The sequence below is a fragment of the Pseudopontixanthobacter vadosimaris genome (genome assembly GCF_012979275.1).
Classification (GTDB): domain Bacteria; phylum Pseudomonadota; class Alphaproteobacteria; order Sphingomonadales; family Sphingomonadaceae; genus Pseudopontixanthobacter; species Pseudopontixanthobacter vadosimaris.
In genome coordinates this window covers 1-629 of the sequence record NZ_JABASZ010000006.1, presented here as the reverse complement: position 1 = coordinate 629, position 629 = coordinate 1, and the positions used below count along the sequence as shown (strand labels likewise).

Genomic DNA, 629 nt, shown 5'->3' with positions numbered 1-629 from the left:
AGCGCCGCACGCGCAGCATCGGCGGCCGCGCGCGCCTGCTCCACCTGTCGCTGCGGATCGTCCCCGCCGGCAAGCTCCGCCGCCAGCCGATCCTGCCGCAGCCGCTCCGCACCCAGCCGATCGAGTTCGGCGGCGGCCTGCGCGATGGCGGATTGCGCCACCCGCCAATCGGCCTCCACGCCCGCCTGATCGGCAGAAGCCTTGGCCAGCGTCAGTTCCGCCGCACGGTTCGCGCGCTCGCGTTCCTCCAGCGCGGCGGCGAGGGAGGGGCGGGCGGCTTCAGCCCGCGCCAGATCCGCCTCGCTGGTCGCCAGCGCCTGTTCCAGTGCGGTGAGCGCCTCTGCCGCCTCGCTCGTGATGCGGTCTGCGTCCGCGCGGTCGTCTTCCAGCCGCTGGCGCTGCCGGTCCATGTCGGCCAGCCGCTGCCTTGCCGCTTCCAGATTGCTCGAAAGTGCCGCAATGCGGTGAATGTGGGCGGCGGCATCGTCACGGCGATCGGCGAGATTGTCGCGCGCCTTTGCCAATGCGGCGGCGGCGATGCCTTGCGCCCTTTCGGCAGCGTCAGCATCGGCACGCGCGGCGGCGACCCGCGCTTCGGCGGCGGCGGCTTCGGCCTTATCGGAAGAGCG

The 629-nt window shown here is 73.3% G+C and carries 1 pseudogene; it reads right to left on the bottom strand.

What is annotated here, in order from left to right:
* Nucleotides 1–629, bottom strand: a pseudogene (locus tag HG250_RS01125) (chromosome segregation protein); the annotation flags it as partial.